Origin of the sequence: Citrobacter sp. RHB35-C17 (assembly GCF_013816795.1) — a bacterium.
GTDB classification, from domain to species: domain Bacteria; phylum Pseudomonadota; class Gammaproteobacteria; order Enterobacterales; family Enterobacteriaceae; genus Citrobacter_A; species Citrobacter_A amalonaticus.
Genome location: NZ_CP057150.1, coordinates 426831 through 451826 on the forward strand (window position 1 = coordinate 426831; position 24996 = coordinate 451826).

Consider the following 24996-nt stretch of genomic DNA (forward strand, 5'->3'; position numbering starts at 1 on the left):
CATTTCCGATGAGATTAACGAGTGCCGTAAACGACGATCGTTTTACCGTGAGCGGAGATCAGGTTCTGATCTTCCAGCATCTTCAGAATACGACCAACGGTTTCGCGAGAGCAGCCAACGATCTGGCCAATCTCCTGGCGAGTGATTTTGATCTGCATGCCGTCCGGGTGAGTCATCGCATCAGGTTGTTTCGCCAGATTCAGCAGAGTCTGGGCGATACGACCGGTCACGTCGAGGAAGGCCAGGTTACCGACTTTCTCTGAAGTGACTTGCAGACGGCGAGCCATTTGGGAAGAGAGGCGCATCAGAATATCCGGGTTCACCTGGATCAACTGACGGAATTTCTTGTAAGAAATTTCAGCCACTTCACACGCTGTTTTCGCCCGAACCCATGCGCTACGTTCCTGGCCTTCTTCAAACAGGCCCAGTTCGCCAATAAAATCACCCTGATTCAGATAAGAAAGGATCATTTCTTTCCCTTCCTCATCCTTAATCAACACTGCCACTGAGCCCTTAACGATGTAGTACAACGTTTCTGCTTTTTCACCCTGGTGAATCAGCGTGCTCTTGGACGGGTACTTATGAATGTGGCAATGAGACAAGAACCATTCAAGTGTCGGGTCTGTTTGCGGTTTGCCAAGCACCATGCGCGATTATCCTCTGTTATAAGCTGTCTCCAGAGCCAAAAAATGCCGCTGTCTCTGGGGTTGCAAAAATGTGCTTCCCGCGTCCTGGGAAGAGGCTGTCAAAAACTCACTGCAGCCTTTAATGTGAAGTCCTCTGCATACATGCAGTACATCAATGTATTACTGTAGCATCCTGACTGTTTTAGCATAGCTTTAGCCGTGTGTCTCCTGGTGTCTCGCTTCAGCATGACGGAGGTCGCCTTCCGTTGCGAGAATTGTTATGTACGCGTAATCTGTCAGGAAAATTGACGCACTGGAGTTAAAAAATATGCAAGCGCGTGTTAAATGGGTTGAGGGGTTAACCTTCCTGGGTGAGTCGGCTTCCGGACACCAGATTTTGATGGATGGTAACTCTGGTGATAAAGCGCCGAGCCCGATGGAAATGGTGTTGATGGCAGCGGGCGGTTGCAGCGCCATTGACGTGGTTTCTATCCTGCAAAAAGGCCGTCAGGATGTGACGAACTGCGAAGTGAAACTGACGTCAGAACGTCGCGAAGAGGCGCCACGCCTGTTCACCCACATCAATCTGCACTTTATTGTCACCGGTAACGATCTGAAAGATGCCGCCGTTTCGCGTGCGGTCGACCTGTCAGCGGAGAAGTACTGCTCTGTGGCGCTGATGCTGGGAAAAGCGGTCAACATTACCCATTCGTATGAAGTGATTGCGGCGTAATTTTTCCTGTCGCCGGATGGCGGCTAGCGCCTGGTCCGGCCTACAGATCCCTGATTTGTAGGCCCGATAAGCGTAGCGCCATCGTGCACTTCCCATCGTTTATTCGATCTTCTTGCCTTCCATCAGTCGCTGCACCAGCGGCAACATGATGAGTTCCATTGCCAGCCCCATTTTGCCGCCAGGTACCACCAATGTATTGATGTGGGAAATGAATGACCCCTGCAGCATCGCCAGCAACCAGGGGAAATCGATTCCTTCCAGATTACGGAAATGAATCACGACAAAGCTCTCATCCAGTGATGGAATGCCTTTGGCCGCGAATGGGTTCGAGGTGTCCACGGTGGGAACGCGCTGGAAGTTAATGTGGGTGCGGGAGAACTGCGGCGTGATGTAGTTGATATAGTCGTCCATCGAACGCACTACCGAATCCATCACCGCCTCACGAGAATGGCCTCGCTCGCTGGTGTCGCGGATAAGCTTCTGGATCCACTCCAGGTTAACGATGGGGACCACGCCGACCAGGAGATCAACATGTCTTGCGACCTCATGCTGGGGCGTGACGACGCCGCCGTGCAGGCCTTCATAGAACAATACGTCGGTGGGTTCCGGCAGGGGTTGCCACGGGGTAAACGTCCCCGGTACCTGATTCCATGGCACGGCTTCATCATAGGTATGCAGATATTTACGCGACTGGCCTTTGCCCGTCTGACCGTACTCAATGAACGTCTGCTCCAGTAGACCGAAGTCATTGGCGTCGGGCCCAAAATAGCTGATGTGGCGTCCGGCGTCGCGTGCTTTGCGGATCGCCATATCCATTTCCGGACGGGTATAGCGGTGAAAACTGTCGCCTTCCACCTCGGCTGCGCGCAGGTTGAGCTGCGCAAAAATTTTACGGAACGCAAGGCTGGTGGTGGTGGTCCCCGCGCCGCTGGATCCTGTTACCGCAATCACCGGATGTTTGGCAGACATGTTAACTCCATCAATAAATTGATTTTTTATTATAGTCGGCCGATAGCGTGCGGGTTATTCGCGAAATTGCTTGCGCGGCATGATATTGACGGTTTCGTGCAACTCAGACCACACCAGCACCGCTTCGCCACACTGTAACTGGCGTTTGACGTCGGCGACTTTTTGTTCAAGGGTACGTTCATGTTCACCATAATCGGTACCTTCGCGCAACACAAAGCTTTCGATCAGATTGTCCAGCGTCTCGGGGGAAAGGTCCTGCCAGGGGATTTGCATGATTAGGCCTCCAGATACGGTGTCAGCCAGTCAGGGATGCGCGATTCCAGCCACATTTCTGGCCGACGTAGCGTCCCGCCAATAAATCCAACGTGCCCGCCATGTTCGGTTAACTGATATTCCACCTGCGGCGGTAAATCTTCTGCTTTGGGGATCACGTGATGATCCATAAACGGGTCGTCTTTCGCGTGAATGATCAGCGTCGGAATGGCGATGTCGCTGAGCAAGGGCATGGCACTGCACTGACGATAGTAGTCGATAGCATCGGCGAAGCCGTGAATTTTGGCAGTGATCAGATCGTCAAACTCACGGATCCGGCGCAGGGACTTCAACTGCGCCAGGCTCACCGGCAGCGAGCCTGGATAAGCCGCCAGCTTGCGCGATGCGTTAGCTTTCAGCAGGTTGAGCAGATAGCGCTGATAAATACGGGAAAAGCCTTTATCCATATGATAGCTGCAGGCTTCCAGTACAAAGGGAGCCGAGACAATGACCGCCGCATCAAGCGGGATGTTTTTCCCTTCTTTAGCCAGCAGGCATGCCAACATATTTCCGCCGAGCGAATAGCCTACGGCGGCCGTCGGCGCGTGGCCAAATTCCCGCTGCAACCAGCCTAAGAACCAGGTTCCGTCTTCGGTTTCACCGGAGTGATAAATACGGTTCAGGCGATTCGGTTCGCCGCTGCAACCGCGAAAGTGCATCACCACGCCAAGCCAGTCACGATTCTTTGCCGCTTCAATCAGGCCATGTGCGTACGGACTGTTCAGGCTGCCTTCCAGACCATGAAAGACCACCAGGCGCGGCTTGTGCTTCGCCTGATGCGGATCTTCACTCCATGCCAGATCGACAAAGTCGCCGTCGGGCAATTCCAGACGCTGCCAGTGGGCGTCGAAATTCACCTTTCGGCGGATCAAACGCGGCAACATGGTCTGTAGATGGCAGTTACTGATACCGCGCATCGGGCGAAATTCGTCACTGCTGCCATTTGGCATCTCTGGGTCGTGAAGGATTACGTGTGTCATCACCGTTACTCGCTCAGCATCTGCTCAAGCTGTTCCTGGGCGTCCAGCCAGGCCAGTTCGCACGCTTCCAGCCCGGCTTTGGCGCTGGCCTGCTGTTGCAGACATTCCGTCAGCTCGGCTTTGCGGCTCTGGTCGTAAAGTTCGCTGTCACCCAGCTTCTCTTCTGCCTGCGCCAGCTGTGCGTTCAGCTTCTCCATCTCTTTTTCCAGACGGGCGATCTCTTTACGCAGCGGCTGGGTTTGCGTCCGCAGTTCAGCTTCCCGACGCTTCTGATCTTTACGCGCTTGCGCGCTGTTGATGTTCTCTTTCGGCGTCTCGTCGGACTGGCTTTCCTGCTTCTGCACATCGCTCAGCCACTGCTGATAATCTTCCAGATCGCCATCGAACGGCTCGACCTTGCGGTCATGCACCAGATACAGGTCGTCGGTTGTGGAGCGCAGCAAATGGCGGTCGTGCGATACGACCACCAGCGCGCCTTCAAATTCAATCAGCGCTTCGGTTAATGCCTGGCGCATGTCGAGATCAAGGTGGTTAGTCGGTTCATCGAGCAGCAACAGGTTCGGACGCTGCCAGACGATCAGCGCCAGCACCAGTCGCGCTTTTTCACCGCCGGAGAAACGACGCGTCTCTTCGCTGACTTTATCGCCCTGAAAGCCGAAGCCACCCAGGTAATCGCGTAGTTTCTGTTCCAGTTCTTGTGGCGCCAGTCGCACCAGATGCTGCAACGGCGACTCATCCGCGCGCAAATACTCAAGTTGATGCTGGGCGAAATACCCGAGCTTAATGCCTTTTGCCAGGCCAATTTCACCGCTCACCGGCGCGAGTTCGCCCGCCAACAGTTTAATGAGCGTGGATTTACCCGCACCGTTACGTCCCAGCAAACCAATACGCGATCCTGGCACCAGGTTCAGTTTGATTGAATCCAGGATGATGCGTTCGCCGTAACCGGCGCTCACTTTCTCCATCTTCAAGAGCGGATTCGGCAGGCTTTCCGGCGCCCGGAAGCTGAAATGGAACGGGTTATCGACATGCGCCGGGGCAATCAGCTCCATGCGTTCCAGCATCTTAATACGGCTCTGTGCCTGTTTTGCTTTCGTGGCTTTGGCGCGGAAGCGATCGATATAGCTTTGCAGATGCGCCACGCGCTCCTGCTGGCTTTCATACATCGCCTGTTGCTGGGCCAGACGCGTGGCACGCTGAATTTCAAACGCGCTGTAGTTGCCGGTGTACTCGAGCATCGTTTGCTGTTCGATATGAATGATTTTATCCACAACCGGATCGAGGAAATCACGGTCGTGAGAGATCAGAATCAGAGTGCCCTGATAGCTCTTTAGCCATTTTTCCAGCCAGATAACCGCATCCAGATCGAGGTGGTTGGTTGGTTCATCGAGCAGGAGGAGATCGGAGCGACAAATCAGCGCCTGAGCCAGGTTGAGACGCATACGCCAGCCGCCGGAAAAGTCGCTGACTGGACGTTCCAGTTGTTCATTAGAGAAACCGAGACCATGCAACAGGCTGGCTGCGCGGGAGCGTACGGTCCAGGCGTCGATGGCATCCAGCTTGCCGTGGACGGTGGCAATGGCGTGTCCGTCGTTACGTTCGTTAGCGTCATGCAACTGGGCTTCCAGCTGACGATATTCGCGGTCACCGTCAATAACATATTCCAGCGCGGGCTGGGGCAGAGCTGGTGTTTCCTGATTCACCCACGCCAGCTGCCAGTTACCGGGAAAGGTAAAACTGCCGGCATCTGCGCTGATTTCATTTTTCAGCAATGCCAGCAGGGTAGATTTCCCGCAGCCGTTCTTACCCACCAGGCCCACTTTCTGGCCCGGATTGATGGTGGCAGTGGCATTGTCCAGTAAGACGCGCACGCCGCGACGAATTTGTAACGAGGAGAAAACAATCATAAGGCGCCGTATGTTCAGACTATGTTAATTTATCATTATGATAATGTAAGGTGTGGGCCATTTTCCGCACCGGGCCGCAATGGTAGCCCAAAACGACGACAATACACAAAAACAGAAATAAACCGGGAGGGGGATGATGTCTCAGCCAGCAAAGGTCTTGCTGCTGTATGCCCATCCGGAATCTCAGGACTCGGTGGCTAACCGGGTACTGCTTAAGCCGGCCACGCAGCTCAGCAACGTTACGGTGCACGATCTCTACGCGCACTATCCTGATTTTTTTATCGATATCCCGCATGAGCAGGCGCTACTGCGTGAGCATGACGTGATCGTGTTTCAGCATCCGCTGTACACCTATAGCTGTCCGGCGTTGCTGAAAGAGTGGCTGGACCGCGTATTGAGCCGTGGCTTTGCCAGCGGCCCCGGGGGAAATCAGTTAGCGGGAAAGTACTGGCGGAGCGTGATAACAACCGGGGAACCGGAGAGCGCCTATCGCTATGACGCGCTGAATCGCTATCCGATGAGCGATGTACTACGGCCATTCGAACTGACGGCAGGGATGTGCCGGATGCACTGGTTGAGTCCCATTATTATCTACTGGGCCAGACGACAAAGCGCGCAGGAGCTGGAAAGCCATGCAAAAGCGTATGGCGACTGGCTTGCTCATCCCGTTCCTGTGGGAGGCCGCTGATGGAAGGTTCCGATTTAATGCTGGCAGGAGTGCTGTTTCTCTTCGCGGCGGTGGCTGCGGTGCCTTTGGCATCGCGGCTGGGGATTGGCGCGGTATTGGGCTATTTGCTTGCGGGGATTGCTATTGGTCCGTGGGGGCTGGGGTTCATCAGCGACGTAGATGAGATTCTCCACTTCTCTGAACTCGGCGTCGTGTTTCTGATGTTTATTATTGGGCTGGAGCTGAACCCGTCGAAGCTCTGGCAGCTTCGGCGTTCTATCTTTGGCGTGGGTGCGGCGCAGGTTCTGCTGAGTGCGGCGCTGTTGGCCGGACTGCTAATGTTGACCGATTTCTCGTGGCCTGCGGCGGTCGTCGGCGGGATAGGCCTGGCAATGTCTTCCACTGCGATGGCACTACAACTGATGCGCGAAAAAGGGATGAATCGCAGCGAATCCGGGCAGTTGGGCTTTTCGGTTTTGCTGTTCCAGGATCTGGCGGTGATCCCGGCGCTCGCGCTGGTACCGCTGTTAGCCGGTTCGGCCGATGAAGACTTTGACTGGATGAAGATCGGTATGAAGGTGCTGGCGTTTGCTGGCATGCTGATTGGTGGACGCTATCTGCTGCGTCCGGTGTTCCGGTTTATTGCCGCCTCCGGCGTGCGTGAAGTGTTTACCGCCGCCACGCTGCTGCTGGTGCTGGGATCGGCATTGTTTATGGATGCGCTGGGGCTGTCGATGGCGCTCGGCACGTTTATCGCCGGGGTGCTGTTAGCGGAAAGCGAATATCGGCATGAGCTGGAAACCGCGATCGATCCGTTTAAAGGACTGCTGCTGGGTCTCTTCTTTATTTCTGTCGGGATGTCACTCAATCTGGGCGTGCTGTATACCCATCTGCTGTGGGTTGTGGCAAGCGTGGTGGTGTTGGTGGCGGTCAAAACGTTGGTGCTTTATCTGCTGGCGCGACTGTACGGCCTGCGCAGTTCTGAAAGAATGCAGTTTGCGGGCGTGTTGAGCCAGGGCGGAGAGTTCGCTTTTGTGCTGTTCTCAACCGCGTCGTCGCAGCGGTTGTTTCAGGGCGATCAGATGGCGCTTTTGCTGGTGACCGTCACGTTGTCGATGATGACCACGCCGATGCTGATGAAGCTTATCGATAAATGGCTGTCCCGCCAGCTTAACGGCCCGGATGAAGAAGATGAAATGCCGTGGGTTGAGGATGATAAGCCGCAGGTCATCGTAGTGGGCTTTGGTCGTTTTGGTCAGGTTATCGGCCGTTTGCTGATGGCGAATAAAATGCGCATTACCGTGCTGGAGCGGGACATCAGCGCGGTGAACCTGATGCGTAAATATGGCTATAAGGTCTATTACGGCGATGCGACGCAGGTGGATCTGCTACGTTCTGCGGGCGCAGAGGCGGCGGAATCTATCGTCATTACCTGTAATGAACCGGAAGATACGATGAAGCTGGTGGCGATCTGTCAGCAGCATTTCCCGCATTTGCATATTCTTGCGCGAGCGCGCGGACGTGTTGAAGCGCATGAGTTATTACAGGCAGGGGTATCACAGTTTTCCCGTGAGACCTTTTCCAGTGCGCTGGAACTGGGACGCAAAACGCTGGTGTCGTTGGGGATGCATCCCCATCAGGCGCAGCGGGCGCAACTGCATTTCCGCCGGCTGGATATGCGGATGCTGAGGGAGCTCATCCCAATGCATGCTGATACGGTACAAATCTCTCGCGCCAGAGAAGCCAGACGCGAGCTGGAGGAGATTTTCCAGCGCGAGATGCAACAAGAACGACGCCAACTGGATGGCTGGGATGAATTCGAATAGAGGATAAGTATGGCAATCCGTAAACGTTTTATTGCAGGGGCGAAATGCCCTTCCTGCCAGGCGCAGGATTCTCTGGCGATGTGGCGCGAGAATAATATCGATATTGTTGAATGCGTTAAGTGCGGACATCAGATGCGGGAAGCGGATAAAGAAGTCCGCGATCACGTTCGCAAAGAAGAGCAAGTGATTGGGATCTTTCATCCAGACTAGCGATATGGCCCGAGATTTTTTAAGCTAAAGGGTACACAGGTGCAGATTTCCGCTACAATCTGCGCCAGCAATTTTCCCACGCTCAGGAGATATCATGAAAGTAGCAAAAGACCTGGTGGTCAGCCTGGCCTATCAGGTACGTACAGAAGACGGTGTGTTGGTTGATGAGTCTCCGGTGAGTGCGCCGCTGGACTACCTGCATGGTCACGGTTCCCTGATCTCTGGCCTGGAAACAGCGCTGGAAGGTCACGATGTTGGCGACAAATTCGATGTTGCGGTAGGCGCGAACGACGCTTACGGTCAGTATGATGAAAACCTGGTGCAGCGCGTTCCAAAAGACGTCTTCATGGGCGTTGATGAGCTGCAGGTTGGCATGCGTTTCCTGGCGGAAACTGACCAGGGTCCGGTACCGGTAGAAATTACCGAAGTGGAAGACGACCACGTTGTGGTTGACGGCAACCACATGCTGGCGGGTCAGAATCTGAAATTCAACGTTGAAGTTGTGGCGATCCGCGAAGCGACCGAAGAAGAACTGGCTCACGGCCACGTTCATGGTGCGCACGGTCACGACCATGACCACGATCACGACGGCTGCTGCGGCGGTCACGGCCATGATCACGGTCACGAGCACGGCGGCGAAGGCTGCTGCGGTGGCGGCGGTAAAGGCAATGGCGGCTGCGGTTGCCACTAATACCCGTCGTCTTTCAAACCACCGCAGCGTTGGCTGCGCTTTCGAACCCCGGTCACATAGTTTTCTATGCTCCCGGGGCTTGCTCAAGCTTGCCGCCTTGCGGTGACTCGAAATCCTTTGGGTATTTATGAGACCGTCCGATAAGTGTTGGTGCCATCGGATACAAGAAAGCGGGTTTAACCCGCTTTTTTTACGTCTCAATAATGAGGCGGTGGCGTCTCTTCGGCCTGGGAGGCGATGTGGGAAGGCTGGCTCGCTTTGAGCTTTTCCGTCAGCAGTCGCAGATGATCGCGCAATTTGGCCATTTCCATCTCGTGAGCGGTTACCGTTACGTTGAGCTCTTCAATGGTGATTTCCTGAAAAGCCAGCCGACTTTCCAGCTCGGCCAGCCGGGTTTCCATCGTTGTGTCCTGCATGATTCACCTCATCGATTGTCTCTGGTCGCGGCGGATTCTACTTAACTTTGTCTGAATACACAGCCCTGATTCAGTCTTGTCGAAACTAATTTAAACAAAAAGAGTCTCAAAAGTAGCGAGAATCAGGCATGTCCGTATGTTGATTTGTTCAACAACGCTTTATAGTACGCTTCTCATAGTAAAGTTAACCATGGGGTGAGATGCCCCGGCCCTGGAGATATGGATGAAATCACTGTTTAAAGTCACTTTGCTGGCGACCACGATGGCCGTTGCTCTGCACGCCCCGATCACCTTCGCAGCGGACGCCGCAAAACCGGCCGCCGCCGCTGCTGACAGCAAAGCTGCGTTCAAAAATGACGACCAGAAATCGGCTTACGCACTGGGTGCATCGCTGGGTCGCTATATGGAAAACTCCCTGAAAGAACAGGAAAAACTGGGTATCAAACTGGACAAAGACCAGCTGATCGCCGGTGTGCAGGATGCGTTTGCTAATAAGAGCAAACTGTCTGACCAGGAAATCGAGCAGACTCTGCAGGCTTTTGAAGCACGCGTGAAAGCTTCCGCCCAGGCGAAGATGGAAAAAGACGCAGCTGACAACGAAGCCAAAGGTAAAGAGTTCCGCACCAAGTTTGCGAAAGAGAAAGATGTGAAGACCTCTTCGACTGGCCTGCTCTACAAAGTTGAGAAAGCCGGTACAGGCGAAGCGCCGAAAGACAGCGACACGGTGGTGGTGAACTACAAAGGTACGCTGATCGACGGTAAAGAGTTTGATAACTCCTACACCCGTGGCGAACCGCTATCTTTCCGTCTGGACGGTGTGATCCCTGGCTGGACTGAAGGTCTGAAGAACATTAAGAAAGGTGGGAAGATTAAGATGGTCATCCCACCAGAACTGGCTTACGGTAAAACCGGCGTTCCGGGGATCCCGGCTAACTCCACGCTGGTATTCGACGTAGAACTGTTGGACATCAAGCCAGCACCGAAGGCGGATGCCAAGCCAGAAGCAGCAGCTGAAGCTGATGCAAAAGCAGCAGATGCCGCTAAAAAATAAAAACTGAGAACCGCCGCCGAACAGAGCGGCGGTTTTTTTTGTGCAGGCCGGATATAATTAATAGTGGAAAGTGGAACCACCACTGTATTAATTTAATCATCCACAAAATTAATGAGCCTGCCCTGAAAACATAACGACAGGCTCCTGAAAAGGAGTGTTTTTTTTCATGTCCAGGTCGCTTTTAACCAACGAAACCAGTGAGCTTGATTTACTGGATCAACGTCCTTTCGATCAAACCGACTTTGATATTCTGAAATCCTACGAAGCGGTGGTGGACGGGTTAGCGATGCTCATTGGTTCCCACTGTGAAATCGTTTTGCACTCTTTGCAGGATTTGAAATGTTCCGCCATTCGCATTGCCAACGGCGAACATACGGGACGAAAAATCGGTTCGCCGATTACTGACCTTGCGTTACGGATGCTGCACGATATGACCGGTGCAGATAGCAGCGTCTCCAAATGCTACTTTACCCGTGCGAAAAGCGGCGTTCTGATGAAGTCAGTGACGATTGCCATTCGCAATCGCGAGCATCGTGTGATTGGTCTGCTGTGCATCAACATGAACCTTGATGTCCCGTTTTCGCAGATCATGAATACCTTTATTCCCCCGGAGACCCCGGAAGTGGGATCGTCTGTTAACTTCGCCTCTTCCGTGGAAGATCTGGTGACGCAGACGCTGGAGTTCACCATTGAAGAGGTGAACGCCGATCGTAATGTCTCCAATAATGCCAAGAACCGCCAGATCGTCCTGAATCTGTATGAGAAGGGTATCTTCGATATTAAGGATGCCATCAATCAGGTCGCCGATCGTCTGAACATCTCCAAGCACACCGTGTACCTCTATATTCGCCAGTTCAAGAGCGGCGACTTTCAGGGGCAAGATAAGTAATGCGTTTTGCCATTGTGGTTACCGGTCCGGCGTATGGTACCCAGCAGGCGAGCAGCGCATTGCAGTTTGCTCAGGCTTTGCTTGAAGAAGGCCATACGTTAAGCAGCGTCTTTTTCTATCGGGAAGGGGTGTATAACGCCAACCAGTTGACCTCTCCGGCCAGTGATGAATTTGATCTGGTCCGGGCCTGGCAACAAATGAATACACAGCATGGCGTTGAGCTGAACATTTGTGTGGCGGCGGCGCTGCGCCGCGGTGTGGTAGATGAAACAGAAGCGGGCCGACTGGGACTGGCGTCCGCCAATCTGCAGCCCGGTTTTACCCTCAGCGGACTGGGCGCGTTGGCGCAAGCCTCATTGACCTGCGATCGCGTGGTACAGTTTTAATGAAACGTATTGCCTTTGTCTTTTCCGAAGTGCCGCACGGTAGTGCTTCTGGCCGTGAAGGGCTGGACGCGCTGTTGGCGACGTCGGCATTAACTGAAGCGATCGGCGTCTTCTTTATAGGTGATGGCGTCTTTCAAATCCTGCAGGGACAAAAGCCGGATATGATTCTGGCCCGCGACTATATTGCGACCTTCAAACTGCTGGGATTGTACGATATCGAACAGTGCTGGTTATGCGCCGCCTCGCTGCGCGAGCGTGGACTCGAAGAAGGGGCCAGTTTTGTCGTTGAGACGACGCCGCTGGAACCAGACGCGCTGCGTCGTGAACTGGGCAACTACGATGTCATCCTGAGATTCTGAGGTTTTCATGCTGCATACTTTACACCGCTCCGCGTGGCACTCTGATTTCTCTGCAATCCTGCGCCTGCTTGCAGAAGGGGATGAACTTTTGTTGCTCCAGGATGGCGTTACCGCCGCAGTCGAAGGCTGTCGCTTCCTTGAAAGCCTGCAAAACACCCCCATAACGGTATATGCACTGAAAGAAGACATTGACGCTCGGGGGTTGGGTGGTCAAATTTCAGACAGTGTCGTCAGGGTTGACTATACTGACTTCGTCAGACTTACGGTTAAGCACGCCAGCCAGATGGCCTGGTGATTGTGTGATCGTTGTATATTTCTTGACACCTTTTCGACACCGCCCTAAAATTCGGCGTCCTCATATTGTATGAGGTCGTTTTATTACGTGTTTACGAAGCAAAAGCTAAAACCAGGAGCTATTTAATGGCAACAGTTAACCAGCTGGTACGCAAACCACGCGCTCGCAAAGTTGCAAAAAGCAACGTGCCTGCGCTGGAAGCATGCCCGCAAAAACGTGGTGTATGTACTCGTGTATATACTACCACTCCTAAAAAACCGAACTCCGCACTGCGTAAAGTATGCCGTGTTCGTCTGACTAACGGTTTCGAAGTGACTTCCTACATCGGTGGTGAAGGTCACAACCTGCAGGAGCACTCCGTGATCCTGATCCGTGGCGGTCGTGTTAAAGACCTCCCGGGTGTTCGTTACCACACCGTACGCGGTGCGCTTGACTGCTCCGGCGTTAAAGACCGTAAGCAAGCTCGCTCCAAGTATGGCGTGAAGCGTCCTAAGGCTTAATGGTTCTCCGTTAAGTAAGGCCAAACGTTTTAACTTAAATGTCAAACTAAACTCGTAGAGTTTTGGACAATCCTGAATTAACAACGGAGTATTTCCATGCCACGTCGTCGCGTCATTGGTCAGCGTAAAATTCTGCCGGATCCGAAGTTCGGATCAGAACTGCTGGCTAAATTTGTAAATATCCTGATGGTAGATGGTAAAAAATCTACTGCCGAAACAATCGTATACAGCGCGCTGGAGACCCTGGCTCAGCGTTCTGGTAAATCTGAACTGGAAGCTTTCGAAGTAGCTCTCGAAAACGTGCGCCCGACTGTCGAAGTTAAGTCTCGCCGCGTTGGTGGTTCTACTTATCAGGTACCAGTTGAAGTCCGTCCGGTTCGTCGTAATGCCCTGGCAATGCGTTGGATCGTTGAAGCTGCTCGTAAACGCGGTGATAAATCCATGGCTCTGCGCCTGGCGAACGAACTTTCCGATGCTGCAGAAAACAAAGGTACTGCAGTTAAGAAACGTGAAGACGTTCACCGTATGGCCGAAGCCAACAAGGCGTTCGCACACTACCGTTGGTAATCCCTTCGGAGTTTTAGTCACCAGGCGGGCGCTTCCAGTAAGCAGCCCGCTTTGGGCTACTTAAATTGAACGCCTAAAAGATAAACGAGGAATCAAATGGCTCGTACAACACCCATCGCACGCTACCGTAACATCGGTATCAGTGCGCACATCGACGCCGGTAAAACCACTACTACCGAACGTATTCTGTTCTACACCGGTGTAAACCATAAAATCGGTGAAGTTCATGACGGCGCAGCCACCATGGACTGGATGGAGCAGGAGCAGGAACGTGGTATTACTATCACTTCCGCAGCGACTACTGCATTCTGGTCTGGTATGGCTAAGCAGTATGAACCGCATCGCGTAAACATCATCGACACCCCGGGGCACGTTGACTTTACTATCGAAGTAGAACGTTCCATGCGTGTTCTTGATGGTGCGGTAATGGTTTACTGCGCAGTTGGTGGTGTTCAGCCGCAGTCTGAAACCGTATGGCGTCAGGCAAACAAATATAAAGTTCCACGCATTGCGTTCGTTAACAAAATGGACCGTATGGGTGCGAACTTCCTGAAAGTTGTTGGTCAGATCAAAACCCGTCTGGGCGCGAACCCTGTTCCGCTGCAGCTGGCGATTGGCGCTGAAGAAGCGTTCACCGGTGTTGTTGACCTGGTGAAAATGAAAGCCATCAATTGGAACGAAGCAGATGCAGGCGTTACCTTCACTTACGAAGATATCCCGGCTGACATGCAGGAACTGGCTGAAGAATGGCACCAGAACCTGATCGAGTCCGCAGCGGAAGCTTCTGAAGAGCTGATGGAGAAATACCTGGGTGGTGAAGAACTGACTGAAGAAGAGATCAAAAAAGCTCTGCGTCAGCGCGTTCTGAACAACGAAATCATCCTGGTAACCTGTGGTTCTGCATTTAAGAACAAGGGTGTTCAGGCGATGCTGGATGCGGTAATTGATTACCTGCCATCCCCGGTTGACGTACCTGCGATCAACGGTATCCTGGACGACGGTAAAGACACGCCTGCTGAGCGTCACGCAAGCGACGAAGAGCCTTTCTCTGCACTGGCATTCAAAATCGCTACTGACCCGTTTGTGGGTAACCTGACCTTCTTCCGTGTGTACTCCGGTGTAGTTAACTCTGGTGATACCGTACTGAACTCCGTGAAAGCTGCACGTGAGCGTTTTGGTCGTATCGTTCAGATGCACGCTAACAAACGTGAAGAGATCAAAGAAGTTCGCGCGGGCGACATCGCTGCTGCGATCGGTCTGAAAGACGTAACCACTGGTGACACCCTGTGTGACCCGGATGCGCCGATCATTCTGGAGCGTATGGAATTCCCTGAGCCGGTAATCTCCATCGCCGTAGAACCGAAAACCAAAGCTGACCAGGAAAAAATGGGTCTGGCTCTGGGCCGTCTGGCTAAAGAAGACCCGTCATTCCGCGTATGGACTGACGAAGAATCTAACCAGACCATTATCGCCGGTATGGGTGAACTGCACCTCGACATCATCGTTGACCGTATGAAGCGTGAATTCAACGTTGAAGCGAACGTCGGTAAACCTCAGGTTGCTTACCGCGAAGCGATTCGTGCGAAAGTTACCGATATCGAAGGTAAACACGCCAAGCAGTCTGGTGGTCGCGGTCAGTATGGTCATGTTGTTATCGACATGTACCCGCTGGAGCCGGGTTCTAACCCGAAAGGCTACGAGTTCATCAACGACATTAAAGGTGGTGTAATCCCTGGCGAATACATCCCTGCCGTTGATAAAGGTATCCAGGAGCAGCTGAAAGCCGGTCCGCTGGCAGGTTACCCGGTTGTTGATATGGGTGTTCGTCTGCACTTCGGTTCTTACCATGACGTTGACTCCTCTGAACTGGCGTTTAAACTGGCTGCGTCTATTGCCTTTAAAGAAGGCTTTAAGAAAGCTAAACCAGTTCTGCTTGAGCCAATCATGAAGGTTGAGGTAGAAACGCCGGAAGAAAACACCGGTGATGTTATCGGTGACTTGAGCCGTCGTCGCGGTATGCTGCGCGGTCAGGAATCCGAAGTCACTGGCGTTAAGATCCACGCTGAAGTTCCGCTGTCTGAAATGTTCGGATATGCAACTCAGCTGCGTTCTCTGACCAAAGGTCGCGCATCATACACTATGGAATTCCTGAAGTATGATGATGCACCGAACAACGTTGCTCAGGCCGTAATCGAAGCCCGTGGTAAATAATCCACAGGATTAAAACCTAAGTCCCGTGCTCTCTCCACAAGGGGAGAGCGCTATAGTAAGGAATATAGCCGTGTCTAAAGAAAAATTTGAACGTACAAAACCGCACGTTAACGTCGGCACCATCGGCCACGTTGACCACGGTAAAACTACCCTGACTGCTGCAATCACTACCGTACTGGCTAAAACCTACGGCGGTGCTGCTCGTGCATTCGACCAGATCGATAACGCGCCGGAAGAAAAAGCTCGTGGTATCACCATCAACACTTCTCACGTTGAATATGACACCCCGACTCGCCACTACGCACACGTAGACTGCCCGGGCCACGCCGACTATGTTAAAAACATGATCACCGGTGCTGCGCAGATGGACGGCGCGATCCTGGTTGTTGCTGCGACTGACGGCCCGATGCCGCAGACTCGTGAGCACATCCTGCTGGGTCGTCAGGTAGGCGTTCCGTACATCATCGTGTTCCTGAACAAATGCGACATGGTTGATGACGAAGAGCTGCTGGAACTGGTAGAAATGGAAGTTCGCGAACTTCTGTCTCAGTACGATTTCCCGGGCGACGACACCCCGATCGTTCGTGGTTCTGCTCTGAAAGCGCTGGAAGGCGAAGCAGAGTGGGAAGCGAAAATCATCGAACTGGCTGGCTTCCTGGATTCTTACATCCCGGAACCAGAGCGTGCGATTGACAAGCCGTTCCTGCTGCCGATCGAAGACGTATTCTCCATCTCCGGTCGTGGTACCGTTGTTACCGGTCGTGTAGAACGCGGTATCATCAAAGTGGGCGAAGAAGTTGAAATCGTTGGTATCAAAGAGACTGCGAAGTCTACCTGTACTGGCGTTGAAATGTTCCGCAAACTGCTGGACGAAGGCCGTGCGGGTGAGAACGTTGGTGTTCTGCTGCGTGGTATCAAACGTGAAGAAATCGAACGTGGTCAGGTACTGGCTAAGCCGGGTTCCATCAAGCCGCACACTAAATTCGAATCTGAAGTGTACATCCTGTCCAAAGACGAAGGCGGCCGTCATACTCCGTTCTTCAAAGGCTACCGTCCGCAGTTCTACTTCCGTACAACTGACGTGACTGGCACCATCGAACTGCCGGAAGGCGTTGAGATGGTAATGCCGGGCGACAACATCAAAATGGTTGTTACCCTGATCCACCCGATCGCGATGGACGACGGTCTGCGTTTCGCAATCCGTGAAGGCGGCCGTACTGTAGGTGCGGGCGTTGTTGCTAAAGTAATGAGCTAATAATTACTCATTAGTTCTGCACTTAAAAAGGGCGCTTCGGCGCCCTTTTTGCTGCCCGTTATTTGTCTTGTCACATTTCTTCGCAATTATAACTCCGCTCCCGTTACGTAGAGATAATTGTGCTATTGTAATTATAACTATTCTCATTTACACTTTGCGCAGAAATTGAACGGGAGCGATCATGTACGTTTGTTTGTGTAATGGTGTAAGTGATAAAAAAATTCGCCAGGCGGTACGTCAGTTTCATCCTCAATCCTTCCAGCAGTTACGCAAGTTTATTCCTGTGGGAAATCAATGCGGTAAATGCGTTCGTGCGGCACGCGAAGTCATGCAGGATGAATTAATGCAAATGCCAGAATTTAAAGAGATCGCCTGAGTCACACTCTTTTTTTTGACATCCCTGTAGCCCCATCTATGCTCTGGAGAGTGGAAGCGGAGGGACAATAAAATGAAAGGTGATGTTAAAATCATAAATTATCTCAATAAACTATTGGGAAATGAGCTTGTCGCGATCAACCAGTATTTTCTCCATGCACGTATGTTCAAAAATTGGGGCCTGACTCGCCTCAATGAGATCGAGTACCATGAATCCATCGATGAAATGAAACACGCGGATAAATATATTGAGCGTATTTTGTTTCTGGAAGGGATCCCGAACCTACAGGATCTCGGCAAATTGGGGATTGGCGAAGATGTCGAAGAGATGCTGCAGTCCGATCTTCGGTTAGAGCTCGAAGGGGCGAAAAACTTACGTGAAGCTATCGCCTATGCCGATACCGTTCATGATTATGTCAGCCGAGATATGATGATCGAAATCCTTGCGGATGAAGAAGGACATATCGACTGGCTGGAGACAGAACTGGATCTCATCTCGAAAATTGGCCTGCAAAATTATCTGCAGTCGCAAATCAAAGTGACCAGCTAATCGCCCCTGAGGTGAGACGACAATATCCGGTGATGAAACCCGCAGCTGCCAGAAATGGCCCAAAAGGCAGCGGGTTTTTTAATGCCGATTTTCCATGCACTATCCCCACAACCACGATACCGAAACACCCCAGTAGCGCCGCCCAAAAGACTAATGAAGGCAAAAATATCCACCCATGCCAGGCACCTAGTGCGGCAAGGAATTTCACATCACCATAGCCGAGTCCTTCTCGCTTACGAAGCAGCCAATAACTCCAGTAGATAAAGGCAAAGCTGGCGTAACCCGCGACGGCGCCCCATACGGCATCGGCAAGTTGTGTCGGGATGATGCACAGGTGAAAGATGAATCCACCCCACAGCAACGGGCAGGTAAACCGGTCCGGCAGTCGTCTGCTGCGCATATCGCAGAAACTCAGAGTCAAAGACAATGCGGTATACAGCAGCAGAAAGGGTAGGGCAGCAGACATCGTGTCATCCTCCATCAACCATGGCGTTACTTTAAAGAAGGTTGATAAGGGAGCAAGGCGCTATTATGGGTATTGCGGGATGCTTTCCAGTAAATCCGCTGCGTTTCTTTCACAACATACAATCCCGGAACCCTGTTCGCATTACGCGCGAAGTGTTTAATATCTACGCGACACTTGCTTCAGACTGATATTTGCGTATAATGCGCGGGCTTGTCTTAATTGACGGCAGGTTCGATCTGAACCTCAGATAGCCGATTTGGCTGTCTAACAATGCTCCCAATCGGGGAGCTACGTAAGAACGGTTACACTCTCCCATCAATCGTAATGGGTCTGAGGAGTAATCATTTTCGTTTATAAAATAATTGGAGCTCTGGTCTCATGCAGAACCAAAGAATCCGTATCCGCCTTAAAGCGTTTGATCATCGTCTGATCGATCAATCAACCGCGGAAATCGTCGAGACTGCTAAGCGCACTGGTGCGCAAGTCCGTGGTCCGATCCCGCTGCCGACCCGCAAAGAGCGTTTCACCGTTCTGATCTCTCCGCACGTCAACAAAGACGCGCGTGATCAGTACGAGATTCGTACTCACAAGCGTCTGGTTGACATCGTTGAGCCAACTGAAAAAACCGTTGATGCTCTGATGCGTCTGGACCTGGCTGCCGGTGTAGACGTGCAGATCAGCCTGGGTTAATCAGGTCATCGAGCGATTGAGAGGTTGATACAATGATTGGTTTAGTCGGTAAAAAAGTGGGTATGACCCGCATCTTCACTGAAGATGGCGTATCTATCCCAGTAACCGTAATCGAAGTTGAAGCAAACCGCGTTACTCAGGTTAAAGATCTGGCTAGCGATGGCTATCGTGCTATTCAGGTTACCACGGGTGCTAAAAAAGCTAACCGTGTAACCAAGCCGGAAGCTGGTCACTTTGCTAAAGCTGGCGTAGAAGCTGGCCGCGGCCTGTGGGAGTTCCGTCTGGCAGATGGTGAAGAATTCACTGTTGGTCAGAGCATTAGCGTTGAACTGTTTGCTGACGTTAAAAAAGTTGACGTAACCGGTACCTCTAAAGGTAAAGGTTTCGCAGGTACCGTTAAGCGCTGGAACTTCCGTACCCAGGACGCGACTCACGGTAACTCCTTGTCTCACCGCGTTCCGGGTTCTATCGGTCAGAACCAGACTCCGGGCAAAGTGTTCAAAGGCAAGAAAATGGCAGGCCAGATGGGTAACGAGCGTGTAACCGTTCAGAGCCTTGACGTAGTACGCGTTGACGCTGAGCGCAACCTGCTGCTGGTTAAAGGTGGTGTTCCGGGTGCGACCGGTTGCGACCTGATCGTTAAACCAGCTGTGAAGGCGTAAGGGGATAGCAATGGAATTAGTATTGAAAGACGCGCAGAGCGCGCTGACTGTTTCCGAAACTACCTTCGGTCGTGATTTCAACGAAGCGCTGGTTCACCAGGTTGTTGTTGCTTATGCAGCTGGTGCTCGTCAGGGTACTCGTGCTCAGAAGACTCGTGCTGAAGTAACTGGTTCAGGCAAAAAACCGTGGCGTCAGAAAGGTACCGGCCGTGCGCGTTCAGGTTCTATCAAGAGCCCGATCTGGCGTTCCGGTGGCGTAACCTTCGCTGCTCGTCCGCAGGACCACAGTCAAAAAGTTAACAAAAAGATGTACCGCGGCGCGCTGAAAAGCATTCTGTCCGAACTGGTACGTCAGGATCGTCTGATCGTTGTCGAGAAGTTCTCTGTTGAAGCGCCTAAAACTAAGCTGCTGGCACAGAAACTGAAAGACATGGCTCTGGAAGATGTGCTGATCATCACCGGTGAGCTGGACGAAAACCTGTTCCTGGCTGCGCGCAACCTGCACAAGGTTGACGTACGCGATGCAACTGGTATCGACCCGGTTAGCCTGATCGCCTTCGACAAAGTCGTAATGACTGCTGATGCTGTTAAGCAAGTTGAGGAGATGCTGGCATGATTCGTGAAGAACGTCTGCTGAAGGTGCTGCGTGCACCGCACGTTTCTGAAAAAGCGTCTACTGCGATGGAAAAAACTAACACCATCGTTCTCAAAGTTGCTAAAGACGCGACCAAAGCAGAGATCAAAGCTGCTGTGCAGAAACTGTTTGAAGTCGAAGTCGAAGTCGTTAACACCCTGGTTGTTAAAGGGAAAGTTAAACGTCACGGACAGCGTATCGGTCGTCGTAGCGACTGGAAAAAAGCTTACGTCACCCTGAAGGAAGGCCAGAATCTGGACTTCGTTGGCGGCGCTGAGTAAGTCGGAGGAGTAATACAATGGCAGTTGTTAAATGTAAACCGACATCTCCGGGTCGTCGCCACGTAGTTAAAGTGGTTAACCCTGAGCTGCACAAGGGCAAACCTTTTGCTCCGTTGCTGGAAAAAAACAGCAAATCCGGTGGTCGTAACAACAATGGCCGTATCACCACCCGTCATATCGGTGGTGGCCACAAGCAGGCATACCGTATTGTTGACTTCAAACGCAACAAAGATGGTATTCCGGCAGTTGTTGAACGTCTTGAGTACGATCCGAACCGTTCCGCGAACATCGCGCTGGTTCTGTACAAAGACGGTGAGCGCCGTTACATCCTGGCCCCTAAAGGCCTGAAAGCGGGCGACCAGATCCAATCTGGCGTTGATGCTGCAATCAAACCAGGCAACACCCTGCCGATGCGCAATATCCCGGTTGGTTCTACCGTTCATAACGTAGAAATGAAACCAGGTAAAGGCGGTCAGCTGGCACGTTCCGCTGGTACTTACGTTCAGATCGTTGCTCGTGATGGTGCTTATGTCACCCTGCGTCTGCGTTCTGGTGAAATGCGTAAAGTCGAAGCAGACTGCCGTGCAACTCTGGGCGAAGTTGGCAATGCTGAGCATATGCTGCGCGTTCTGGGTAAAGCAGGTGCTGCACGCTGGCGTGGTGTTCGTCCGACCGTTCGCGGTACCGCGATGAACCCAGTCGACCACCCACATGGTGGTGGTGAAGGTCGTAACTTTGGTAAGCACCCGGTAACTCCGTGGGGCGTTCAGACCAAAGGTAAGAAGACCCGCAGCAACAAGCGTACTGATAAATTCATCGTACGTCGCCGTAGCAAATAATTTTAGAGGATAAGCCATGCCACGTTCTCTCAAGAAAGGTCCTTTTATTGACCTGCACTTGCTGAAGAAGGTAGAGAAAGCGGTGGAAAGCGGAGACAAGAAGCCCCTGCGCACTTGGTCCCGTCGTTCAACGATCTTTCCTAACATGATCGGTTTGACCATCGCTGTCCATAATGGTCGTCAGCACGTTCCAGTATTTGTAACCGATGAAATGGTCGGTCACAAACTGGGTGAATTCGCACCGACTCGTACTTATCGCGGCCATGCTGCTGATAAAAAAGCGAAGAAGAAATAAGGTAGGAGGAAGAGATGGAAACTATCGCTAAACATCGCCATGCTCGTTCTTCTGCTCAGAAGGTTCGCCTTGTTGCTGACCTGATTCGCGGTAAGAAAGTGTCGCAGGCTCTGGATATTCTGACCTACACCAACAAGAAAGCGGCTGTACTGGTCAAGAAGGTACTGGAATCTGCCATTGCTAACGCTGAACACAACGATGGCGCTGACATTGACGATCTGAAAGTTACGAAAATTTTCGTAGACGAAGGCCCGAGCATGAAGCGCATTATGCCGCGTGCAAAAGGTCGTGCAGATCGCATCCTGAAGCGCACCAGCCACATCACTGTGGTTGTGTCCGATCGCTGAGACTCTGGAGACTAGCAATGGGTCAGAAAGTACATCCTAATGGTATTCGCCTGGGTATTGTAAAACCATGGAACTCTACCTGGTTTGCGAACACCAAAGAATTCGCTGACAACCTGGACAGCGATTTTAAAGTACGTCAGTACCTGACTAAGGAACTGGCTAAAGCGTCCGTATCTCGTATCGTTATCGAGCGTCCGGCTAAGAGCATCCGTGTGACTATTCACACTGCTCGCCCGGGTATCGTTATCGGTAAGAAAGGTGAAGACGTAGAAAAACTGCGTAAGGTCGTAGCGGATATCGCTGGCGTTCCTGCACAGATCAATATCGCCGAAGTTCGTAAACCTGAACTGGACGCAAAACTGGTTGCTGACAGCATCACTTCTCAGCTGGAACGTCGTGTTATGTTCCGTCGTGCGATGAAGCGTGCTGTACAGAACGCAATGCGTCTGGGCGCTAAAGGGATCAAAGTTGAAGTTAGCGGCCGTCTGGGCGGCGCGGAAATCGCACGTACCGAATGGTACCGCGAAGGTCGCGTACCGCTGCACACTCTGCGTGCTGACATCGACTACAACACCTCTGAAGCGCACACCACTTACGGTGTAATCGGCGTTAAGGTATGGATCTTCAAAGGCGAGATCCTGGGTGGTATGGCTGCTGTTGAACAACCGGAAAAACCGGCTGCTCAACCTAAAAAGCAGCAGCGTAAAGGCCGTAAATAAGGAGCGTCGCTGATGTTACAACCAAAGCGTACAAAATTCCGTAAAATGCACAAAGGCCGTAACCGCGGTCTGGCTGCTGGCGCGGATGTTAGCTTCGGCAGCTTCGGTCTGAAAGCTGTTGGCCGTGGTCGTCTGACTGCCCGTCAGATCGAAGCAGCACGTCGTGCTATGACCCGTGCAGTTAAGCGTCAAGGTAAGATCTGGATCCGTGTATTCCCGGACAAACCGATCACTGAAAAGCCGCTGGCAGTGCGTATGGGTAAAGGTAAAGGTAACGTGGAGTATTGGGTTGCCTTGATTCAGCCGGGTAAAGTCCTGTATGAAATGGACGGCGTACCGGAAGAGCTGGCCCGTGAAGCATTCAAGCTGGCAGCAGCGAAACTGCCGATTAAAACCACCTTTGTAACTAAGACGGTGATGTAATGAAAGCAAAAGAGCTGCGTGAGAAGAGTGTTGAAGAGCTGAACACCGAGCTGCTGAACCTGCTGCGTGAGCAGTTCAACCTGCGTATGCAGGCTGCAAGTGGCCAGCTGCAACAGTCTCACCTGTTGAAGCAAGTGCGTCGTGATGTCGCACGCGTTAAGACTTTACTGACTGAGAAGGCGGGTGCGTAATGACCGATAAAATCCGTACTCTGCAAGGTCGCGTTGTTAGCGACAAAATGGAGAAATCCATTGTTGTTGCTATCGAACGTTTTGTGAAACACCCGATCTACGGTAAATTCATTAAGCGTACGACCAAACTGCACGTACATGACGAGAACAACGAATGCGGTATCGGCGACAAGGTTGAAATCCGTGAATGCCGTCCGCTGTCCAAGACTAAGTCCTGGACGCTGGTTCGCGTTGTAGAGAAAGCGGTTCTGTAATACAGTACGCGTTCTCAACGAATAAACGGCTCAGCGATGGGCCGTTTATTTTTTCTACCCATATCCTGAGAGCGGTGTTATAATGCCGCGCCCTCGATATGGGGCTTTTTTAACGACCTGATTTCGGGTCTCAGTAGTAGTTGACATTAGCGGAGCACTAAAATGATCCAAGAACAGACTATGCTGAACGTCGCCGACAACTCCGGTGCACGTCGCGTAATGTGTATCAAGGTTCTGGGTGGCTCGCACCGTCGCTACGCAGGCGTAGGCGACATCATCAAGATCACCATCAAAGAAGCAATTCCGCGTGGTAAGGTCAAAAAAGGTGATGTGCTGAAGGCGGTAGTGGTGCGCACCAAGAAGGGTGTTCGTCGCCCGGACGGTTCTGTCATTCGCTTCGATGGTAATGCATGCGTTATTTTAAACAATAACAGCGAGCAGCCTATCGGTACGCGTATTTTTGGGCCGGTAACTCGTGAACTTCGCAACGAGAAGTTCATGAAAATTATCTCTCTGGCACCAGAAGTACTCTAAGGAGCGAATCATGGCAGCGAAAATCCGTCGTGATGACGAAGTTATCGTGTTAACCGGTAAAGATAAAGGTAAACGCGGTAAAGTTAAGAATGTCCTGTCTTCCGGCAAGGTCATCGTTGAAGGTATCAACCTGGTTAAGAAACACCAGAAGCCGGTTCCGGCTCTGAACCAACCAGGCGGCATTGTAGAGAAAGAAGCAGCTATTCAGATCTCTAACATTGCAATCTTCAATGCGGCAACCGGCAAGGCTGACCGTGTAGGCTTTAGATTCGAAGACGGCAAAAAAGTCCGTTTCTTCAAGTCTAACAGCGAAACTATCAAGTAATTTGGAGTAGTACGATGGCGAAACTGCATGATTACTACAAAGACGAAGTAGTTAATAAACTCATGACTGAGTTTAACTACAATTCTGTCATGCAAGTCCCTCGGGTCGAGAAGATCACCCTGAACATGGGTGTTGGTGAAGCGATCGCTGACAAGAAACTGCTGGATAATGCAGCAGCTGATCTGACAGCAATCTCCGGTCAAAAGCCGTTGATCACCAAAGCACGCAAATCTGTTGCAGGCTTCAAAATCCGTCAGGGCTATCCGATCGGCTGTAAAGTAACTCTGCGTGGCGAACGCATGTGGGAGTTCTTTGAGCGCCTGATCACTATTGCTGTACCGCGTATCCGTGACTTCCGTGGCTTGTCCGCTAAGTCATTCGACGGTCGTGGTAACTACAGCATGGGTGTCCGTGAGCAGATCATCTTCCCAGAAATCGACTACGATAAAGTCGACCGCGTTCGTGGTTTGGATATTACCATTACCACTACTGCGAAATCTGACGAAGAAGGCCGTGCTCTGCTGGCTGCCTTTGACTTCCCGTTCCGCAAGTAAGGTAGGG

37 protein-coding genes are annotated in these 24996 nt (G+C 52.1%); 30 read left to right on the forward strand and 7 right to left on the reverse strand.

What is annotated here, in order from left to right; all coding sequences use genetic code 11:
* Positions 1 to 14: 14 nt before the first annotated feature.
* Positions 15 to 647 (reverse strand): cAMP-activated global transcriptional regulator CRP, encoded by a 633-nt coding sequence (gene crp, locus HVZ37_RS01940; RefSeq protein WP_000242758.1) that lies wholly within the window; start codon positions 645 to 647, stop codon positions 15 to 17.
* Positions 648 to 954: 307 nt separating this feature from the next.
* On the opposite strand from crp, the gene HVZ37_RS01945 reads away from it, so the two are divergent.
* Positions 955 to 1359, forward strand: coding sequence for an OsmC family protein (locus tag HVZ37_RS01945; RefSeq protein ID WP_042998393.1), 405 nt, complete (start codon positions 955 to 957; stop codon positions 1357 to 1359).
* Positions 1360 to 1458: 99 nt separating this feature from the next.
* Here the strand turns inward: HVZ37_RS01945 and HVZ37_RS01950 are convergent, their stop codons facing one another.
* From HVZ37_RS01950 to HVZ37_RS01965, 4 genes are read right to left on the reverse strand one after another with little or no spacing between them, the layout of a single operon-like run.
* Positions 1459 to 2328 carry a phosphoribulokinase gene (locus HVZ37_RS01950; RefSeq protein WP_042998392.1) on the reverse strand — a complete coding sequence of 290 codons (870 nt, stop codon included), beginning with the start codon at positions 2326 to 2328 and terminating at the stop codon, positions 1459 to 1461.
* A gap of 54 nt (positions 2329 to 2382) precedes the next feature.
* Positions 2383 to 2601 (reverse strand): YheU family protein, encoded by a 219-nt coding sequence (locus HVZ37_RS01955; RefSeq protein ID WP_042998391.1) that lies wholly within the window; start codon positions 2599 to 2601, stop codon positions 2383 to 2385.
* A gap of 2 nt (positions 2602 to 2603) precedes the next feature.
* On the reverse strand, positions 2604 to 3620 hold the full coding sequence (locus HVZ37_RS01960; protein WP_249418374.1) for a hydrolase: 1017 nt from the start codon (positions 3618 to 3620) through the stop codon (positions 2604 to 2606).
* 5 nt (positions 3621 to 3625) lie between these two features.
* A complete protein-coding gene (locus tag HVZ37_RS01965; RefSeq protein WP_181628072.1) occupies positions 3626 to 5527 on the reverse strand; it encodes an ABC transporter ATP-binding protein in 1902 nt (633 codons plus the stop codon).
* 136 nt (positions 5528 to 5663) lie between these two features.
* Here HVZ37_RS01965 and kefG point away from each other — a divergent pair, with 136 nt between their 5' ends.
* From kefG to slyD, 4 genes are all read left to right on the forward strand, one after another.
* Positions 5664 to 6215, forward strand: a complete 552-nt coding sequence (gene kefG, locus HVZ37_RS01970) for a glutathione-regulated potassium-efflux system ancillary protein KefG (RefSeq protein WP_042322810.1) — start codon at positions 5664 to 5666, stop codon at positions 6213 to 6215.
* On the forward strand, positions 6215 to 8020 hold the full coding sequence (gene kefB, locus HVZ37_RS01975; RefSeq protein ID WP_044263783.1) for a glutathione-regulated potassium-efflux system protein KefB: 1806 nt from the start codon (positions 6215 to 6217) through the stop codon (positions 8018 to 8020). The genes kefG and kefB overlap by 1 nt, the downstream gene beginning before the upstream one ends.
* Positions 8021 to 8029: 9 nt before the next feature.
* On the forward strand, positions 8030 to 8230 hold the full coding sequence (locus tag HVZ37_RS01980; protein ID WP_042998388.1) for a YheV family putative zinc ribbon protein: 201 nt from the start codon (positions 8030 to 8032) through the stop codon (positions 8228 to 8230).
* A gap of 94 nt (positions 8231 to 8324) precedes the next feature.
* Positions 8325 to 8921, forward strand: coding sequence for a peptidylprolyl isomerase (gene slyD / locus HVZ37_RS01985; RefSeq protein WP_042322804.1), 597 nt, complete (start codon positions 8325 to 8327; stop codon positions 8919 to 8921).
* Between the two features lie 197 nt (positions 8922 to 9118).
* On the opposite strand, the gene HVZ37_RS01990 is transcribed toward slyD, so the two are convergent.
* On the reverse strand, positions 9119 to 9337 hold the full coding sequence (locus tag HVZ37_RS01990) for a protein SlyX (protein WP_042998387.1): 219 nt from the start codon (positions 9335 to 9337) through the stop codon (positions 9119 to 9121).
* A gap of 223 nt (positions 9338 to 9560) precedes the next feature.
* Between HVZ37_RS01990 and fkpA the strand changes: the two genes are divergently transcribed.
* The 11 genes from fkpA (at position 9561) to bfr (ending at position 17775) form a co-directional block, all read left to right on the forward strand.
* Positions 9561 to 10388 carry an FKBP-type peptidyl-prolyl cis-trans isomerase gene (gene fkpA, locus HVZ37_RS01995; RefSeq protein ID WP_044263781.1) on the forward strand — a complete coding sequence of 276 codons (828 nt, stop codon included), beginning with the start codon at positions 9561 to 9563 and terminating at the stop codon, positions 10386 to 10388.
* Between the two features lie 166 nt (positions 10389 to 10554).
* Positions 10555 to 11277 (forward strand): transcriptional regulator, encoded by a 723-nt coding sequence (locus HVZ37_RS02000; protein WP_042286247.1) that lies wholly within the window; start codon positions 10555 to 10557, stop codon positions 11275 to 11277.
* Positions 11277 to 11663, forward strand: a complete 387-nt coding sequence (tusD, locus tag HVZ37_RS02005) for a sulfurtransferase complex subunit TusD (RefSeq protein ID WP_042998385.1) — start codon at positions 11277 to 11279, stop codon at positions 11661 to 11663. The genes HVZ37_RS02000 and tusD overlap by 1 nt, the downstream gene beginning before the upstream one ends.
* Positions 11663 to 12022 (forward strand): sulfurtransferase complex subunit TusC, encoded by a 360-nt coding sequence (tusC, locus tag HVZ37_RS02010; RefSeq protein WP_181628073.1) that lies wholly within the window; start codon positions 11663 to 11665, stop codon positions 12020 to 12022. Before tusD ends, tusC begins: the two co-directional genes overlap by 1 nt.
* Before the next feature lie 7 nt (positions 12023 to 12029).
* A complete protein-coding gene (gene tusB, locus HVZ37_RS02015; protein WP_042998383.1) occupies positions 12030 to 12317 on the forward strand; it encodes a sulfurtransferase complex subunit TusB in 288 nt (95 codons plus the stop codon).
* A gap of 125 nt (positions 12318 to 12442) precedes the next feature.
* On the forward strand, positions 12443 to 12817 hold the full coding sequence (rpsL, locus tag HVZ37_RS02020; RefSeq protein WP_000246815.1) for a 30S ribosomal protein S12: 375 nt from the start codon (positions 12443 to 12445) through the stop codon (positions 12815 to 12817).
* Between the two features lie 96 nt (positions 12818 to 12913).
* Positions 12914 to 13384 carry a 30S ribosomal protein S7 gene (rpsG, locus tag HVZ37_RS02025; RefSeq protein ID WP_042998382.1) on the forward strand — a complete coding sequence of 157 codons (471 nt, stop codon included), beginning with the start codon at positions 12914 to 12916 and terminating at the stop codon, positions 13382 to 13384.
* Between the two features lie 96 nt (positions 13385 to 13480).
* Positions 13481 to 15595, forward strand: a complete 2115-nt coding sequence (gene fusA / locus HVZ37_RS02030) for an elongation factor G (RefSeq protein WP_042322790.1) — start codon at positions 13481 to 13483, stop codon at positions 15593 to 15595.
* Positions 15596 to 15665: 70 nt separating this feature from the next.
* Positions 15666 to 16850: an elongation factor Tu gene (gene tuf / locus HVZ37_RS02035; RefSeq protein ID WP_003031109.1), complete on the forward strand. Its 1185-nt coding sequence runs from the start codon at positions 15666 to 15668 to the stop codon at positions 16848 to 16850.
* A 181-nt stretch (positions 16851 to 17031) separates the two neighbouring features.
* Complete coding sequence (bfd, locus tag HVZ37_RS02040) at positions 17032 to 17226, forward strand: bacterioferritin-associated ferredoxin (protein WP_012135433.1); 195 nt, start codon at positions 17032 to 17034, stop codon at positions 17224 to 17226.
* 72 nt (positions 17227 to 17298) lie between these two features.
* Complete coding sequence (bfr, locus tag HVZ37_RS02045; RefSeq protein ID WP_042998380.1) at positions 17299 to 17775, forward strand: bacterioferritin; 477 nt, start codon at positions 17299 to 17301, stop codon at positions 17773 to 17775.
* Here bfr and HVZ37_RS02050 read toward each other — a convergent pair.
* Entirely contained in the window at positions 17759 to 18241 is a 483-nt protein-coding gene (locus HVZ37_RS02050; RefSeq protein ID WP_181628074.1) for an A24 family peptidase, read from the reverse strand. The two genes, bfr and HVZ37_RS02050, sit on opposite strands and share 17 nt — an antisense overlap.
* A gap of 378 nt (positions 18242 to 18619) precedes the next feature.
* Here HVZ37_RS02050 and rpsJ point away from each other — a divergent pair, with 378 nt between their 5' ends.
* From rpsJ to rplE, 14 genes are all read left to right on the forward strand, one after another.
* Positions 18620 to 18931, forward strand: coding sequence for a 30S ribosomal protein S10 (gene rpsJ / locus HVZ37_RS02055; RefSeq protein ID WP_001181005.1), 312 nt, complete (start codon positions 18620 to 18622; stop codon positions 18929 to 18931).
* Positions 18932 to 18963: 32 nt separating this feature from the next.
* Complete coding sequence (gene rplC / locus HVZ37_RS02060; RefSeq protein ID WP_042998378.1) at positions 18964 to 19593, forward strand: 50S ribosomal protein L3; 630 nt, start codon at positions 18964 to 18966, stop codon at positions 19591 to 19593.
* 10 nt (positions 19594 to 19603) lie between these two features.
* Complete coding sequence (gene rplD / locus HVZ37_RS02065; protein WP_000424395.1) at positions 19604 to 20209, forward strand: 50S ribosomal protein L4; 606 nt, start codon at positions 19604 to 19606, stop codon at positions 20207 to 20209.
* Positions 20206 to 20508 (forward strand): 50S ribosomal protein L23, encoded by a 303-nt coding sequence (gene rplW / locus HVZ37_RS02070; protein ID WP_000617546.1) that lies wholly within the window; start codon positions 20206 to 20208, stop codon positions 20506 to 20508. Before rplD ends, rplW begins: the two co-directional genes overlap by 4 nt.
* A gap of 17 nt (positions 20509 to 20525) precedes the next feature.
* Entirely contained in the window at positions 20526 to 21347 is an 822-nt protein-coding gene (gene rplB / locus HVZ37_RS02075; RefSeq protein ID WP_000301864.1) for a 50S ribosomal protein L2, read from the forward strand.
* Between the two features lie 16 nt (positions 21348 to 21363).
* The gene (rpsS, locus tag HVZ37_RS02080; RefSeq protein WP_001138117.1) at positions 21364 to 21642 is read left to right on the forward strand and encodes a 30S ribosomal protein S19; all 279 of its coding nucleotides are present in this window, start codon (positions 21364 to 21366) and stop codon (positions 21640 to 21642) included.
* A gap of 14 nt (positions 21643 to 21656) precedes the next feature.
* Positions 21657 to 21989, forward strand: a complete 333-nt coding sequence (gene rplV / locus HVZ37_RS02085) for a 50S ribosomal protein L22 (RefSeq protein WP_000447529.1) — start codon at positions 21657 to 21659, stop codon at positions 21987 to 21989.
* 17 nt (positions 21990 to 22006) lie between these two features.
* Positions 22007 to 22708, forward strand: a complete 702-nt coding sequence (gene rpsC, locus HVZ37_RS02090) for a 30S ribosomal protein S3 (RefSeq protein WP_000529945.1) — start codon at positions 22007 to 22009, stop codon at positions 22706 to 22708.
* Positions 22709 to 22720: 12 nt separating this feature from the next.
* On the forward strand, positions 22721 to 23131 hold the full coding sequence (gene rplP / locus HVZ37_RS02095) for a 50S ribosomal protein L16 (RefSeq protein ID WP_000941208.1): 411 nt from the start codon (positions 22721 to 22723) through the stop codon (positions 23129 to 23131).
* On the forward strand, positions 23131 to 23322 hold the full coding sequence (gene rpmC / locus HVZ37_RS02100; RefSeq protein WP_000644742.1) for a 50S ribosomal protein L29: 192 nt from the start codon (positions 23131 to 23133) through the stop codon (positions 23320 to 23322). Before rplP ends, rpmC begins: the two co-directional genes overlap by 1 nt.
* A complete protein-coding gene (gene rpsQ / locus HVZ37_RS02105) occupies positions 23322 to 23576 on the forward strand; it encodes a 30S ribosomal protein S17 (protein WP_002438707.1) in 255 nt (84 codons plus the stop codon). Before rpmC ends, rpsQ begins: the two co-directional genes overlap by 1 nt.
* A 162-nt stretch (positions 23577 to 23738) precedes the next feature.
* Positions 23739 to 24110: a 50S ribosomal protein L14 gene (gene rplN, locus HVZ37_RS02110; protein ID WP_000613954.1), complete on the forward strand. Its 372-nt coding sequence runs from the start codon at positions 23739 to 23741 to the stop codon at positions 24108 to 24110.
* A gap of 10 nt (positions 24111 to 24120) precedes the next feature.
* Complete coding sequence (gene rplX, locus HVZ37_RS02115) at positions 24121 to 24435, forward strand: 50S ribosomal protein L24 (RefSeq protein WP_015962742.1); 315 nt, start codon at positions 24121 to 24123, stop codon at positions 24433 to 24435.
* A 14-nt stretch (positions 24436 to 24449) separates the two neighbouring features.
* The gene (gene rplE / locus HVZ37_RS02120) at positions 24450 to 24989 is read left to right on the forward strand and encodes a 50S ribosomal protein L5 (protein WP_001096206.1); all 540 of its coding nucleotides are present in this window, start codon (positions 24450 to 24452) and stop codon (positions 24987 to 24989) included.
* Positions 24990 to 24996: the final 7 nt, after the last annotated feature.